This is a genomic window from Cellulosimicrobium sp. NPDC057862, from assembly GCF_042797035.1.
Lineage (GTDB): Bacteria > Actinomycetota > Actinomycetes > Actinomycetales > Cellulomonadaceae > Cellulosimicrobium.
In genome coordinates this window covers 42,143-55,700 of sequence record NZ_JBHVMH010000004.1, presented here as the reverse complement: position 1 = coordinate 55,700, position 13,558 = coordinate 42,143, and the positions used below count along the sequence as shown (strand labels likewise).

Annotated in this window: 11 protein-coding genes; all 11 read left to right on the top strand. The window is 73.8% G+C overall.

Annotated features, from left to right (window positions below; translation table 11 throughout):
• Positions 1-40 precede the first annotated feature (40 nt).
• The 11 genes from ACFVN3_RS07420 (at position 41) to ACFVN3_RS07370 (ending at position 13,546) form a co-directional block, all read left to right on the top strand.
• A complete protein-coding gene (locus ACFVN3_RS07420) occupies positions 41-1,219 on the top strand; it encodes a site-2 protease family protein (RefSeq protein WP_378232125.1) in 1,179 nt (392 codons plus the stop codon).
• Between the two features lie 121 nt (positions 1,220-1,340).
• Positions 1,341-2,420 carry a tRNA (adenine-N1)-methyltransferase gene (locus ACFVN3_RS07415; protein ID WP_378232355.1) on the top strand — a complete coding sequence of 360 codons (1,080 nt, stop codon included), beginning with the start codon at positions 1,341-1,343 and terminating at the stop codon, positions 2,418-2,420.
• Positions 2,421-2,603: 183 nt separating this feature from the next.
• Positions 2,604-4,262, top strand: coding sequence for a proteasome ATPase (gene arc / locus ACFVN3_RS07410; protein ID WP_378232124.1), 1,659 nt, complete (start codon positions 2,604-2,606; stop codon positions 4,260-4,262).
• 169 nt (positions 4,263-4,431) lie between these two features.
• Positions 4,432-6,069: a depupylase/deamidase Dop gene (dop, locus tag ACFVN3_RS07405; protein ID WP_378232354.1), complete on the top strand. Its 1,638-nt coding sequence runs from the start codon at positions 4,432-4,434 to the stop codon at positions 6,067-6,069.
• Positions 6,070-6,221: 152 nt separating this feature from the next.
• Positions 6,222-6,422, top strand: a complete 201-nt coding sequence (locus tag ACFVN3_RS07400; protein WP_047232853.1) for a ubiquitin-like protein Pup — start codon at positions 6,222-6,224, stop codon at positions 6,420-6,422.
• 19 nt (positions 6,423-6,441) lie between these two features.
• Positions 6,442-7,377, top strand: a complete 936-nt coding sequence (gene prcB / locus ACFVN3_RS07395) for a proteasome subunit beta (RefSeq protein WP_378232123.1) — start codon at positions 6,442-6,444, stop codon at positions 7,375-7,377.
• Positions 7,374-8,153 carry a proteasome subunit alpha gene (gene prcA, locus ACFVN3_RS07390; protein ID WP_378232122.1) on the top strand — a complete coding sequence of 260 codons (780 nt, stop codon included), beginning with the start codon at positions 7,374-7,376 and terminating at the stop codon, positions 8,151-8,153. The genes prcB and prcA overlap by 4 nt, the downstream gene beginning before the upstream one ends.
• A gap of 7 nt (positions 8,154-8,160) precedes the next feature.
• The gene (gene pafA / locus ACFVN3_RS07385; RefSeq protein WP_141387680.1) at positions 8,161-9,522 is read left to right on the top strand and encodes a Pup--protein ligase; all 1,362 of its coding nucleotides are present in this window, start codon (positions 8,161-8,163) and stop codon (positions 9,520-9,522) included.
• A 13-nt stretch (positions 9,523-9,535) separates the two neighbouring features.
• On the top strand, positions 9,536-10,570 hold the full coding sequence (locus tag ACFVN3_RS07380) for an FKBP-type peptidyl-prolyl cis-trans isomerase (protein WP_378232121.1): 1,035 nt from the start codon (positions 9,536-9,538) through the stop codon (positions 10,568-10,570).
• Positions 10,567-11,337, top strand: a complete 771-nt coding sequence (hisF, locus tag ACFVN3_RS07375; RefSeq protein ID WP_047232850.1) for an imidazole glycerol phosphate synthase subunit HisF — start codon at positions 10,567-10,569, stop codon at positions 11,335-11,337. The genes ACFVN3_RS07380 and hisF overlap by 4 nt, the downstream gene beginning before the upstream one ends.
• A 295-nt stretch (positions 11,338-11,632) precedes the next feature.
• On the top strand, positions 11,633-13,546 hold the full coding sequence (locus ACFVN3_RS07370; RefSeq protein ID WP_378232353.1) for an ABC transporter ATP-binding protein: 1,914 nt from the start codon (positions 11,633-11,635) through the stop codon (positions 13,544-13,546).
• Positions 13,547-13,558: the final 12 nt, after the last annotated feature.

Sequence of the window (13,558 nt, the reverse complement as noted above, 5' to 3'; positions counted from 1 at the left end):
CCGTCGTCGAGGAGAGCTCGCGACCGCATAGGCTTCCGGGGTGGACGGACCAGAGCCCCGAGCCCCCCGCACGCCCGCGCCGGCAGGCCCGCGCACGAAGGGGTGGGTCATCGGCCGGGTGGCCGGCGCTCCCGTGATCCTCACGCCGTCGTGGTTCCTCGCCGCCGTGATCCTCACGGTCCTCTTCAAGCCGACCGTGGACAACCTCGCCCCGCACCTCGGCGCCGAGGTGTACCTCGTCTCGTTCGCGTTCGTGCTCCTGCTCTTCGCGTCCGTGTTCCTGCACGAGGTGGCGCACGCGCTCGTCGCGCGCGCCCGGGGCCAGCACGTCACGGAGCTCGCGGTGACGCTGTGGGGCGGCCACACGGCGTACTCCGGGACGTCGGCGCGGCCGCTCGACGGGTTCCTCATCTCCGTGGTCGGGCCACTGACCAACCTGGCGCTCGCGGTCGTGTTCTGGGTGGCGTTCCTGGCCCAGCCCACGTTCACCGTGCCCGCCCTGCTGCTCTACGCGGGGGCGTTCGCCAACGCGTTCGCCGGGTTCTTCAACCTCCTGCCCGGCCTGCCGCTCGACGGCGGCCAGATCCTCGAGTCGGCCGTGTGGGCCGCGACGGGCTCGCGCACCAAGGGCACGGTCGCGGCGGGCTGGGTCGGGCGCGCCGTCGCCGTGGGCGTCGTCGCGTGGGCCCTCGTGTGGCCGCTCACCCTCGGGCGGCAGCCGGACCTGTGGACCGTCGCGTGGGCGGCGCTCATCGGCGCCTTCCTCTGGAGCGGCGCCGGGCAGGCGATCACGGTGGGGCGTTCGCGCGAGGCGGTCTCCGGGCTGTCCGTCCGCGGGCTCGCCCGGCCGGCCGTCGCGGTGCCGTCGACGGCGAGCGTCGGGGCCGTGGGCCACGCGGTGGCGCTCGCGGGCGGCCCGCACGTGCTCGCCGTCCTCGTCGACGGGACGGGACGACCCGTCGGGTACGCGGACCCCGCCGCCGCTGCTGCCGTGCCGCCGGACGCCGCCGAGACGACGCCCGTGGGCGCCGTCGCGGTCCCGCTGCCCGCGGGCGCGACGATCGACGCGCACCTCCAGGGCCAGGACATGCTCGCCGTGCTCGCGCGGGTCGGCCGGGACGCCGCGGTCGTCGCCGTGACCGACGGCGGCCGGGTCGTCGGGGCGCTCGAGGTCGCCCGCGTCGTGAGCGCGCTGCGGGACGCGCAGCGCGGTCGCTGACCTGGGCCTGACCGCGCGCCCGGGCGGGCGGTCCGGCGGCCTGCCGCGGGGCGTGGCCGACCGGCCCGTAGGATGGTCGCCCGTGACCTCCGAGCCCGCCGCCACGCCCGGCCCCCAGACGATGCCCTCCGGACCGGACGGCGCTCCCGCGCCCGCGGGCACCACCCCGGACCGCCCGGTGGCCACGGGCGCGGACGAGCGCCGCGGCCCGCTGCGCGTGGGCGACAAGGTGCAGCTCACGGATCCCCGCGGACGCCTGCACACCATCACGCTCGCGCCGGGCGCGACCTTCCACACGCACAAGGGCTACCTGCGCCACGACGACCTCATCGGGCAGCCCGAGGGGAGCGTGATCCGCAACACGGCCGAGATCGAGTACCTCGCGCTGCGCCCGCTGCTCGCGGACTACGTGCTGTCCATGCCGCGCGGCGCGGCGGTCGTCTACCCCAAGGACGCGGGGCAGATCGTCGCGATGGCGGACATCTTCCCCGGCGCGCGCGTCGTCGAGGCGGGCGTCGGGTCGGGCGCGCTGACCATGTCGCTCCTGCGCGCCGTCGGCGACGCGGGCGAGCTGCACTCGATCGAGCGCCGCGACGACTTCGCGGCCATCGCGCGCGGCAACGTCGAGACCTTCTTCGGGGGCGCGCACCCCGCCTGGACGCTGTCCGTCGGCGACCTCGCCGACGTCCTGCCGACCGTCGCCGAGGACGGCACCGTGGACCGCGTCGTGCTCGACATGCTCGCGCCGTGGGAGAACCTCGACGTCGTCGCCCGCGCGCTCGTCCCCGGCGGCGTGCTCGTCTGCTACGTGGCCACGACGACGCAGCTCTCGCGCCTCGCGGAGGACCTGCGTGCCGACGGGCGCTACGCCGAGCCGGTCGCCTGGGAGTCCATGGTGCGCGGCTGGCACCTCGAGGGCCTCGCCGTGCGCCCGCAGCACCGCATGATCGGGCACACGGGCTTCCTGCTCACCGCTCGCCGGCTGGCCGACGGCGTCGCGCCGCCGGAGCGCAAGCGCCGCCCCGCCAAGGGCGCGTACCCCACCGACGCCGAGCAGTGGTCGCCCGAGGAGCTCGGCGAGCGTCCGGTCTCGGAGAAGAAGATCCGCCGCGTGCGGCGCGACGTCGGCCAGGGCCCGGAGCAGGCCGCCACCCCGGGCTCCTCGCAGGACGAGCACTCGTCCGACGTGTCGGAGGCATGACGGTCCGGTAACGATCGGGACCCGGTCGTCTCACGCTGGGTGTCGTCCGTGTGCTCGGGCGAGGATTGTGCCTAAGGTCTACACCCGACCGCCGGACGGTGGTCGGCACGGGTGCCCTCGCGGGTCCGCCGTCCGCCGTCCAGCACGCGGTCGGGCGAGCCGCCGGCGAGAGGGGAACACCCGATGAGCGAGACATTCGGCCGTAGCGACGAGGCCCCGCAGAGCAGCGCGCGAGAGCTCGCGCTGCTGTCCGCGAAGAACGAGAGGCTCGCCGAGGCGCTGAGAGCTGCGCGGGACCAGATCCTCGACCTCAAGAGGCAGATCGACGACCTCGCCAAGCCCCCCGGCACGTACGCGGTGTTCCTCGCCGCGCACCCAGACGGGTCGGTCGACGTGTCCGCCGCGGGGCGCAAGATGCACGTCGGAGCCAGCCCGAGCCTCGACGTGGAACGGCTTCGCCCCGGCCAGGAGGTCAAGCTCAACGAGGCGATGACCGTCGTCGCGGCGGGCGGGTACGAGCGCACGGGCGAGATCGTCACCGCGAAGGAGATCCTCGACGCCGACCGCGTGCTCGTCGTCGGCCGCGCCGACGAGGAGCGCGTGGTGCGCCTCGCCGGCTCTGTCGCGCACACGTCGCTGCGCGTCGGGGACTCGCTGACGATCGACACGCGCAGCGGGTTCGTGTTCGAGGTGATCCCCAAGTCCGAGGTCGAGGAGCTCGTCCTCGAGGAGGTCCCGGACATCGAGTACGAGGACATCGGCGGCCTCGGCCCGCAGATCGAGCAGATCCGCGACGCGGTGGAGCTCCCGTTCACGCACCCGGACCTCTTCCGCGAGCACGGGCTGCACCCGCCCAAGGGCGTCCTCCTGTACGGCCCGCCCGGGTGCGGCAAGACGCTCATCGCCAAGGCCGTCGCGAACTCGCTCGCGCACACCGTCGCGCGGGCGCGCGGCGAGGAGGTCGAGGCGGGCTCGGGCGCGGCGCGCAGCTACTTCCTCAACGTCAAGGGCCCCGAGCTGCTCAACAAGTACGTCGGCGAGACCGAGCGGCACATCCGCCTGATCTTCGCCCGGGCGCGCGAGAAGGCGTCGCAGGGCACCCCGGTCGTCGTGTTCTTCGACGAGATGGAGTCGCTGTTCCGCACGCGCGGCACCGGCTTGTCGTCCGACGTCGAGACGACGATCGTGCCCCAGCTCCTCGCCGAGATCGACGGCGTCGAGCGGCTCGACAACGTCATCGTCATCGGCGCCTCGAACCGCGAGGACATGATCGACCCCGCGATCCTGCGGCCGGGCCGCCTCGACGTGAAGATCAAGATCGAGCGGCCCGACGCCGAGGGGGCGAAGGAGATCTTCGCCAAGTACCTCACCGAGGACCTGCCGATCCACGCGGCCGATCTCGCCGAGCACGGCGGCAACCAGCGCGAGGCCCTCGACGCGATGATCCGGTCCGTGGTCGAGCGCATGTACTCCGAGGAGGACGAGAACCAGTTCCTCGAGGTCACCTACGCGAGCGGCGACAAGGAGGTCCTGTACTTCAAGGACTTCAACTCCGGCGCGATGATCCAGAACGTCGTCGACCGGGCCAAGAAGTCCGCGATCAAGGACTTCCTCGCCACCGGCCAGCGCGGCATCCGCGTCGACCACCTCCTCTCGGCGTGCGTCGACGAGTTCAAGGAGAACGAGGACCTGCCCAACACCACCAACCCGGACGACTGGGCGCGCATCAGCGGCAAGAAGGGCGAGCGCATCGTCTTCATCCGCACGATCGTCCAGAAGAAGGGCGAGGGCGGCTCCCCGCGCACCATCGACACGGTGACCAACACCGGCCAGTACCTGTAGGACCACCCGACCGACGCCCCGAGACCCCGTCCGGGCGGCGACCTGCACGCGCGGGCCGCCGCACCGGCGGGGTCTCGCCGCTCCGTGGGAGGGCTCCGTCGTCGGTGGACACGGACCGCGCGCCGTCGGCGGACCGACATAGGGTGAGCGCGTGAGCGTTCGACGGGTCATGGGGATCGAGACCGAGTACGGCGTCCTGCAGCCGGGGAAGCCGATGGCGAACCCGATGCTGATGTCGAGCCAGGTCGTCACCACCTATCGGGCGCTCGCCGCGCGCAGCGACGGAGCGCGCGGCCGGGCGCGCTGGGACTACGACGACGAGGACCCGCTCCAGGACGCGCGGGGCTTCCACGTCCCGCGGGCCTCGGCCCACCCGTCGCTGCTCACCGACGACCCGTCCCGGCCCGCGCCGTCGGGGCCGGTGGCGGAGCCCGGCGCGGGGGAGCAGACCGAGGCCTCGTTCCAGGAGGTCGCGCGGCCCACGACGGAGGAGTACGACGACCCGAGCGCGGCGAACGTCATCCTCACGAACGGTGCCCGGCTCTACGTCGACCACGCGCACCCGGAGTACTCGTCTCCCGAGGTCACGGTGCCGCACGACGTCGTGTGCTGGGACGTGGCGGGGGAGCGGGTGATGCTCGCGGCGTCGCGCGAGCTGGACCAGGTGCCGGGCGGGTCCGTCGTGCTCTACAAGAACAACGTCGACGGCAAGGGCGCGAGCTACGGCACGCACGAGAACTTCCTCGTGGACCGGGACGTCCCGTTCGGGGTGCTCGTGGAGATGCTCACCCCGTTCCTCGTGACCCGGCAGGTCTTCGCCGGCTCGGGCCGCGTCGGCCTCGGCCCGACCGGTGAGGAGCACGGCTTCCAGATCTCGCAGCGCGCGGACTACGTCGAGGCCGAGGTCGGGCTGGAGACCACGCTGCGCCGCCCGATCGTCAACACGCGCGACGAGCCCCACGCCGACCGGCAGCGCTGGCGCCGGCTGCACCTCATCATCGGCGACGCGAACATGCTCGAGACCGCGACGTACCTCAAGACGGGCACGACGTCGCTCGTGCTGTTCGTCGTCGAGCACCTCGAGGAGCTGGGGCCGCAGGTGCGGGCGCGGCTGGCCGCGCTGCGGCTGGCAGACCCGGTCGGGGACGTGCAGCGGGTCAGCCGCGACCTCGACCTCACCGCACGCCTGACCCTCGCCGACGGGCGCGAGCTGACCGCGCTGGAGGTGCAGCGCGAGTACCTCGCGGTGGCCGCGGAGGCGTCCGAGCGGCTCGCCGGCGCCGAGGGGGTCGACGCCCCGACGCGCGACGTGCTCGCCCGGTGGGCCTCCGTGCTCGACCGCCTCGGGACGGACCGCGACGCGTGCGCGCGCGACGTCGAGTGGGTCGCGAAGCTGCGGCTCCTCGACCGCCTGCGCGAGCGCGACGGCCTCGAGTGGGGCCACCCGCGGCTGGCGGCGATGGACCTCCAGTGGTCCGACGTGCGCCCCGAGCGCGGCATCTACCACCGGCTCCTCGCGGCGGGCGCGGTCGACCGGGTCGTCACGGAGCGCGAGGTCGGCGCCGCCGTGCACCACGCCCCGGAGGACACGCGGGCGTTCTTCCGCGGCGAGGTGATGGCGCGCTACGGCGACCAGGTCTCTGCCGCGAGCTGGGACTCCGTGATCTTCGACGTGCCCGGCGCGCCGTCGCTCCAGCGGGTCCCGATGATGGACCCGCTGCGGGGGACGCGGGCGCACATCGGCGCGCTGCTCGAGGCAAGCCCGGACGCGGCGGCGCTCCTGGCGGGTCTGGCAGGCCCGTCGTGAGCGGCGGCGACTAGGCTGGACGTACGACGGCGCCCCGCCCCTCGCGGAACGGGCGCCGCGTGCGAGCAGGGCCGGGAAGGGCGCGAGCCCCGACCGGGTTGGAACGGACAGAGCGTCGGCGCGGGACCGTGCCGACGGACGAGGAGGCAGCCATGGCGGGTACCGAACGCACCCACGCGTCGCACGAGGACCGACGTCCCGACGACGAGCCCGAGGGCCCCGAGGTCCCGGTCGCGCCGCAGGCGCAGTCGCGCGACGCGGAGGTCGACGCGCTCCTCGAGGAGATCGACGAGGTGCTGGAGACGAACGCGGAGTCCTTCGTCCGGGGCTTCGTCCAGAAGGGCGGCGAGTAGGAAGGGTGACGGCAACCCGATGAGCACGGACCAGCCAGGGCGCCTGCCCGACGCGTTCACGACCCCCGGGTCGTCGTCCTTCCTGGACTTCCTCTCCGGGCACGCGCCCGACCTCCTGCCGTCGCGCCGCGCCGCCGGGCACACGTCCGCGGGCGTCGCGCCCGACGCGCCGCACGCGACGACGATCGTGGCGCTCACGTTCGGCGCCGAGGGCGTCGCGGGCGGCGTCGTCATGGCCGGCGACCGCCGCGCGACGATGGGCTCGATGATCGCGAACCGCGAGATCGAGAAGGTCTTCCCGGCCGACGAGTTCTCGGCGGTCGGGATCGCGGGGACCGCGGGCATCGCCGTCGAGCTCGTGCGCCTGTTCCAGCTCGAGCTCGAGCACTACGAGAAGATCGAGGGCTCCCTGCTCTCGCTGGACGGCAAGGCCAACCGCCTGTCGACGATGATCCGGCAGAACCTCGGCCTCGCGATGCAGGGGCTCGCGGTGGTCCCGCTGTTCGCCGGGTTCGACCTCGACCGCGGCGGCGGACGCATCTTCTCCTATGACGTGACCGGCGGCCGGTACGAGGAGCGCGCCTACCACTCGGTGGGCTCCGGGTCGGTGTTCGCGCGGAGCTCGTTGAAGAAGCTCTGGCGCACCGAGCTCGACCGTGAGGCCTCGGTGCGGGTCGCGGTCGAGGCCCTGTACGACGCCGCCGACGACGACTCGGCCACGGGCGGCCCCGACCCGGTGCGTCGCATCTGGCCCGTCGTCGCGGTCGTGACGCAGGCCGGGTACGAGCGCGTCCCCGACGACGAGCTCGCGGCCGTCGTCGAGCAGATCGTGGCCGAGCGGTCCGGCACGGGTGTGCCGCGCCGCCGCCCCGCCGTCACGAACGCCGAGGCCGTGCCCCACGACCAGCCGCAGGACCTGTCGCAGGGCCCCGCGTCGGGAGGTGACGCCGAGTGAACATGCCCTTCTACGTCTCGCCCGAGCAGCTCATGAAGGACCGGGCGGACTTCGCGCGCAAGGGCATCGCGCGCGGCCGGTCCGTCGTCGTCCTCGCGTACGAGGACGGGATCGCGTTCGCCACGGAGAACCCGTCGCGCGCGCTGCACAAGATCTCGGAGATCTACGACCGCATCGCGTTCGCCGCGGTCGGCAAGTACAACGAGTTCGAGAACCTGCGGGTCGCGGGCGTGCGCTACGCGGACCTGCGGGGCTACTCCTACGACCGCACCGACGTCAACGCGCGCGGGCTCGCGAACGCGTACGCCCAGACGCTCGGCACGGTGTTCACCACGGAGTCCAAGCCGCTCGAGGTCGAGCTCGTCGTCGCGGAGGTCGGGCGTACCGCGGTGCAGGACCAGCTCTACCGGATCTCCTACGACGGCTCCGTCGCCGACGAGCAGGGCGTCGTCGTCATGGGAGGGCAGGCCGACCAGCTCGGTCGCGTGCTCCAGGACGCGTGGGAGCCCGGTCTCGGCCTGGCCGACGTGCTGCGGCTCGCCGTGCGCGCGCTCGGTGCGGGCGGCGACGGGGAGGAGGTGCGGACCATCCCGGCCGCGCAGCTCGAGGTCGCGGTCCTGGACCGCACCCGTCCGCGGCGCGCGTTCCGCCGGATCTCGGGGAGCGCGCTCGAGGACCTCCTCGCGGACGGCGACGGGCCGACGGCGGCCGCCGACGCCGCGACCGACGGCACGGGCGGCGCGACAGGCACCGGCCCCGCGACGGACGAGGGGTAGGACCGCGATGGACCGCAGGATCTTCGGGCTGGAGACGGAGTACGGCGTGACGTGCGCGTCCGACGACGGCCGGGGGCTGTCGGCGGACGAGGTGGCGCGCTACCTGTTCCGCAAGGTGGTCGCGTGGGGGCGCTCGTCCAACGTGTTCCTGCGCAACGGGTCTCGCCTGTACCTCGACGTCGGCTCGCACCCCGAGTACGCGACGGCCGAGTGCGACGACGTGCACCAGCTCGTCGCGTACGACCGCGGCGGGGAACGGATCCTCGAGGGCCTCGTCGCGGACGCGCAGCAGCGCCTCGAGCACGAGGGCCTGCCCGGGCGGATCCACCTCTTCAAGAACAACACCGACTCGGCGGGCAACTCGTACGGGTGCCACGAGAACTACCTCGTGCGCCGCCAGGGCGACTTCTCGCGCCTGTCCGACGTGCTCGTCCCGTTCCTCATCACCCGCCAGGTGCTCACGGGCGCGGGCAAGGTCCTCGCAACCCCGCGCGGCGCGGTGTACTGCCTGTCGCAGCGCGCCGACCACATCTGGGAGGCGGTCTCCAGCGCGACGACGCGGTCCCGCCCGATCATCAACACGCGCGACGAGCCCCACGCCGACGCCGAGAGCTACCGACGCCTGCACGTCATCGTCGGCGACTCGTCCATGGCGGAGACGACGACGATGCTCAAGGTCGGCTCGACCGACCTCATCCTGCGCATGGTCGAGGCGGGCGTGCCCATGCGCGACCTGGCGCTCGAGAACCCGATCCGGTCGATCCGCGAGATCAGCCACGACATGACCGGCAAGCAGCCCGTCCAGCTCGCGAGCGGTCGCACGGTCACCGCGATCGACCTCCAGGGCGAGTACCTCCAGCGCGTCAAGGAGTTCGTCGAGCAGGACGTCTCGCCGACGCCGGTCGTCAAGCAGGTCCTCGACCTGTGGGAGCGAGGGCTGCGCGCGCTCGAGACGGGCGACCTCTCGCTGGTCGACCGCGAGCTCGACTGGGTCATCAAGTACCGGCTGATCCAGCGCTACCAGGCCAAGCACGGGCTCGAGCTCGACGACCCGCGGATCGCGCGCCTGGACCTCGCGTACCACGACATCTCGCGCACCGAGGGGCTCTACAACCTCCTCGCCGCGCGCGGCATGGTCGAGCGCGTCACGACGGACCTCGAGGTGTTCGAGTCGACGGCGGTCCCGCCGCAGACGACGCGCGCCAAGCTGCGCGGCGACTTCGTGCGTGCCGCGCAGGAGGCGCGCCGGGACTACACGGTCGACTGGGTGCACCTCAAGCTCAACGACCAGGCGCAGCGCACGGTCCTGTGCAAGGACCCGTTCCGGAACGTCGACGAGCGCGTGGAACGCCTCATCGAGTCGATGTGACGCGGGACGTGATGTGACGAACCTGGCCCTCGCGGCCGGGCGCCCCGTGCGGGGCGCGCGGCCCGTCCGTCGTCGTGCGTCCGCGGTCCGGGCGGCTCTCGCGCTGCTCGTGGCGCTCGTCGCGACACTCGTCCTCGCCGCGTGCACGGAGCCGGAGGACGCGACCCCGACGCCGCTGAACACCGACCTCTCGGTGATCGGCTCGTCGGGCGCACCGCCGGAGCTCCAGTACCGCGCACCGCTGGACGTCCCCGAGGCGACCTCGGAGGTCGTGTGGCCTGGCGCGGGGGCCGAGCTCGTCGACGGCGGTCCGCTCCTCCTCAACCTCTACGCGCAGGACGTGAGCGACGGGACGGTCCTCCAGAACACGTACACCGACGCCCCGCGCTGGCGGGCGCTGACGGACGAGTCGATCGGGCGCGACCTGCGCGACCTCCTGCGCGGCCAGCGGGTGGGTGCGCGCCTCCTGCGGCTCGAGGAGGACGACGGCGTCCCCGTCGCGCTGGTCGTGGACGTGCTCCCGACCCGTGCGACGGGCGAGGCGGTCGCACCCGTCGAGGGCCTGCCGACCGTGACCCTCGCCGAGGACGGTGCGCCGAGCGTCACGGTGCCGCCCGAGACGGCCGCGCCCGCGGGGCTCGTCGTGCAGCCGCTGATCCGCGGCGACGGTCGCCAGGTCGAGGTCGGTCAGGTCGTCACGGTCCGGTACACGGGCGTGCGCTGGTCCGACGGCGAGGTCTTCGACTCGACCTGGCCGGACGGCACCGCGCCGCTGTCGATCATGATCGGGATCGGGGAGGTCATCGAGGGGTGGGAGCAGGGCCTCCTCGAGCAGTCGGTCGGCAGCCAGGTGCTGCTCGTCGTCCCGCCGGACCTCGCCTACGGCGAGACGGCCAACCCGCTCGCGGGCGAGACCCTCGTCTACGTCGTGGACATCCTCGACGCACAGTTCCCGGTGACCGCGGAGGAGGCCGCCGAGGGCGGCACCGACGGCGCCGGCACCGACACGACCGGCGACGCGCCGGCCGACCAAGGAGAGTCCTCATGACCGTCGCGATCCGCGTGATCCCCTGCCTCGACGTCGACGCGGGTCGCGTCGTCAAGGGCGTGAACTTCGAGAACCTGCGCGACGCGGGCGACCCCGTCGAGCTCGCCTCCCGGTACGACGCCGAGGGCGCGGACGAGCTGACGTTCCTCGACGTCTCGGCGTCCTCGGGGAACCGGGAGACGACGTACGACGTCGTGCGGCGCACCGCCGAGCAGGTCTTCGTCCCGCTCACCGTCGGCGGCGGCGTGCGCTCGGCGGAAGACGTGGACCGCCTCCTGCGCGCCGGTGCGGACAAGGTGGGGGTCAACACGGCGGCGATCGCCCGCCCCGAGCTCATCGCCGAGATCGCCGACCGCTTCGGCAGCCAGGTGCTCGTGCTGTCCGTCGACGCGCGGCGCACGACGGGCGACGTCCGCACGGAGTCCGGGTACGAGGTCACGACCCACGGCGGGCGCCGGGGGACGGGCATCGACGCCGTGGAGTGGGCCGCGCGCGCCGCGGGGCTCGGGGCCGGCGAGATCCTCCTCAACTCCATGGACGCCGACGGCACGACCGCGGGCTTCGACCTCGAGATGCTCGCGGCGGTGCGCTCCGAGGTCCGGGTCCCGCTCGTCGCGAGCGGCGGGGCGGGGACGCCCGAGCACTTCGTGGCCGCCGCCCGCGCCGGGGCCGACGCGGTCCTCGCGGCGAGCGTCTTCCACTTCGGGGCCCTGACGGTCGCCCAGGTCAAGGACGCGATGCGCGCTCAGGGCGTCGAGGTGCGTTGAGGCACCCTCCCGCGTGACCGCCGTCCCCGCAGGGCCGCGGCCGGGTGACGGAGATCCGTCGGGGCGTGTCAGGGGTGCATGAGAGGATCGTGCAACCCCCTGAACGAAAGACGAGGACCGTCCCGTGCCCGGCAGCAGGACGCGCCCCACCGGCGCCGACGCCCAGCCCGCCCCGACCGACCTGCCGGCCCCGACGGACCGGCCCGACCCGCCCCGGGACCAGCTCCCCGACGAGCCGACCGTCAGGCGGCCGCACGCCCTGACCGGGTCGCGCGTACGCCGGTCGCTCGCCCTCATGGGCCGCGGCATCCGCGACGAGCCGCGCACGTACGCGCTGGCCATCGGGTCCTCCGCGCTCTTCGGGGCGCTCACCGTCGCCGTGAGCAGCGCGATCGGCACCGCGACGGACGAGGTCGTCGTCCCGGCGCTCGCCGGCGACGAGGCCGCGCGCGGCCGCATCTGGGTCGCGGGGCTCGTCCTCGCCGGCATCGCGGTCTCGCTCGCGGCGAGCGTGGCCGCGCGCCGCATCTTCGCGGGCAACGGGTACGCCGCGCTCCAGGCCCGGCACCGCACAGCCGTGACGCGCCAGTACCTGCGCCTGCCCATGTCGTGGCACCGCTCGCACCCCGCCGGGCAGCTCCTCTCCAACGCGAACTCCGACGTCGAGGCGGCGACGGGCGTGTTCAACCCGCTCCCGTTCGCGCTCGGTGTCGTCGTCATGATCGGCGTCGCCGCGGTGATGCTCTTCCGCGTGGACGTCTGGCTCGCGTGCGCCGCGCTCGTCGTCATCCCGGTCGCGATCGCTGTGAACATCGTGTTCCAGCGCTACATGTCGCCCGCGATCACGCGCGCGCAGCAGCTCCGGGCCGAGGTGTCGGACGTCGCGCACGAGAGCTTCGAGGCCGCACTGCTCGTCACGTCGCTCGGGACCGCGGACCGCGAGGAGCGTCGCTTCGCCGAGCGCACGGACGAGCTGCGCGCCGCAAACGTCCGGGTCGGTGTCGTCCGCGCGTTCTTCGACCCGGTCATCGAGCTGCTCCCGTCGCTCGGCACGCTCCTCGTGCTGGCCGTCGGGACCGTCCGGCTCACCTCGGGCGGCGTCGCGGCGGGCGACATCGTCACGGCCGCCTACCTCCTCACGGTCATGGCCGTGCCCGTCCGGGCGTTCGGGTGGGTGCTCGGCGAGCTCCCTCGCGCGCTCGTCGGCTACGAGCGCATCAGCCGCGTCGTCGACGCCGGCGGGGTGCTGCGCCCCGGAACCGGCGGGCTCCCCGGTGGGGGCTCGGGACTGGGCGTGCACCTCGAGGGCGTCGGCGTGGACGTCCGCGCGGGCGGACGCGTGATCACCCTGCTCGACGGGATCGACCTCCAGGTCGATCCCGGGACCACGGTCGCGGTCGTCGGCCCCACGGGCGCGGGCAAGACGACGCTCGTGTCGCTGCTCGCCCGGCTCTCCGACCCCACGCGCGGACGCGTCGTGCTCGACGGCACCGACGTGCGCGAGGTGCGCGAGACCGACCTGACGTCCCAGGTCGCCCTCGTGGCCCAGCAGGCCTTCGTCTTCGAGGACTCCGTGCGGGCGAACGTCACGCTCGTCGACGACGGCGACCCGGGCCCGGACGACGACCAGGTCTGGGAGGCGCTGCGCCTGGCGCGCGTGGACGACGTCGTCGCGCGACTGCCGGAAGGCCTGGACGCGCCGCTCGGGGAGCGCGGGGCGAACCTGTCCGGCGGCCAGCGCCAGCGGCTCGCCATCGCGCGCGCCCTGGTGCGCCGTCCGCGCCTGCTCGTCCTCGACGACGCGACGTCCGCGGTCGACCCGCGCGTCGAGCAGCAGATCCTCGCGGGCCTCGCCCGCGAGGGGGCGGACCGCCCGACCGTCGTCATGGTGGCGTACCGCATGTCGAGCGTCGCGCTCGCGGACGTCGTCGTGCACGTGGAGTCCGGCCGTGTGGTCGACGTCGGGACGCACGACGAGCTGCTCGCGCGCGACGCAGGGTACCGCGAGCTCGCGACCGCGTACGCGCGCGAGGCCGAGCGGCGCGAGCAAGAACGCGCCGACGCCACCGACGACACCGCGCGGGAGGCGGCCGAGGACGGCCGTGACGGGCACGACGAGGACCGTCGGGGCGACGACCTCGAGCGGCGGGAAGAGTTCGAGGAGGACGACGTCGTGCGGCACGTCGAGACGGGGGCGCTGGAGGAGTGAGCCGGACCACCA

What these genes read in the sequence shown, in the direction of transcription:
- arc (WP_378232124.1), top strand. Translation starts at nt 2,604, where the DNA reads ATGAGCGAGACATTCGGCCGTAGCGACGAGGCCCCGCAGAGCAGCGCG.
- dop (WP_378232354.1), top strand. Translation starts at nt 4,432, where the DNA reads ATGGGGATCGAGACCGAGTACGGCGTCCTGCAGCCGGGGAAGCCGATG.
- ACFVN3_RS07415 (WP_378232355.1), top strand. Translation starts at nt 1,341, where the DNA reads ATGCCCTCCGGACCGGACGGCGCTCCCGCGCCCGCGGGCACCACCCCG.
- pafA (WP_141387680.1), top strand. Translation starts at nt 8,161, where the DNA reads ATGGACCGCAGGATCTTCGGGCTGGAGACGGAGTACGGCGTGACGTGC.
- ACFVN3_RS07370 (WP_378232353.1), top strand. Translation starts at nt 11,633, where the DNA reads ATGGGCCGCGGCATCCGCGACGAGCCGCGCACGTACGCGCTGGCCATC.
- ACFVN3_RS07400 (WP_047232853.1), top strand. Translation starts at nt 6,222, where the DNA reads ATGGCGGGTACCGAACGCACCCACGCGTCGCACGAGGACCGACGTCCC.
- prcB (WP_378232123.1), top strand. Translation starts at nt 6,442, where the DNA reads ATGAGCACGGACCAGCCAGGGCGCCTGCCCGACGCGTTCACGACCCCC.
- hisF (WP_047232850.1), top strand. Translation starts at nt 10,567, where the DNA reads ATGACCGTCGCGATCCGCGTGATCCCCTGCCTCGACGTCGACGCGGGT.